We start from the raw sequence: 633 nt of genomic DNA, 5'->3' as shown, positions 1-633 counted from the left end.
TTGCATAATCATGTTAACTCTTCCACCAAGACCTATTTTACCTGCTATTCCTACTGCATCAATAATGTTGAAGTTAATATTGTGATTAGCAATATAGTTTTTCATTGTTGAAGGTAAATGCCTCTCTAATTCTTCAGGACTCCATATACAATTCAATAAGAATGTTCCACCATCTTTAATTCCTTTTAGAACATCATATTTAGTTACATAAGCTTGGTTACCACAAGCAACATAGTTTGCAGAACTAATTAAATATGTTGATTTTATAGCTTTTTTACCAAATCTTAAGTGAGAAATTGTTACTCCGCCTGATTTTTTAGAATCATATGCAAAGTAAGCTTGTGCATACATATCTGTATGGTTTCCTATGATTTTGATTGCACTCTTGTTAGCTCCAACAGTACCATCTGATCCAAGTCCCCAGAATTTACATTCTTTAGTTCCTTCTGGTGCTATAGTTATATCTTCTCCTATTTCAAGTGATAAATTAGTAACATCATCAACTATTCCTATAGTAAAGTTGTTTTTAGGAGCTTTTGCTTTTAAGTTATCATATACAGCAACAATTTGAGCTGGAGTAGTATCTTTTGATCCAAGTCCATATCTTCCACCAACTATAAGTGGTCTGTTTTC

General features: G+C 32.4%; 1 protein-coding gene. It reads right to left on the bottom strand.

Features of this window, described 5'->3' with window-relative positions; translation table 11 throughout:
• A partial coding sequence (locus KPL38_RS19460; protein ID WP_216290776.1) for a 2-oxoacid:acceptor oxidoreductase family protein occupies positions 1-633 on the bottom strand: 633 nt, incomplete at both ends.

The organism is Clostridium psychrophilum, assembly GCF_018861705.1.
In the GTDB taxonomy this organism is placed as follows: domain Bacteria; phylum Bacillota; class Clostridia; order Clostridiales; family Clostridiaceae; genus Clostridium_AD; species Clostridium_AD psychrophilum.
The sequence above is the reverse complement of the archived record's forward strand: the minus strand, read 5'-3'. Positions and strand labels throughout refer to the sequence as shown.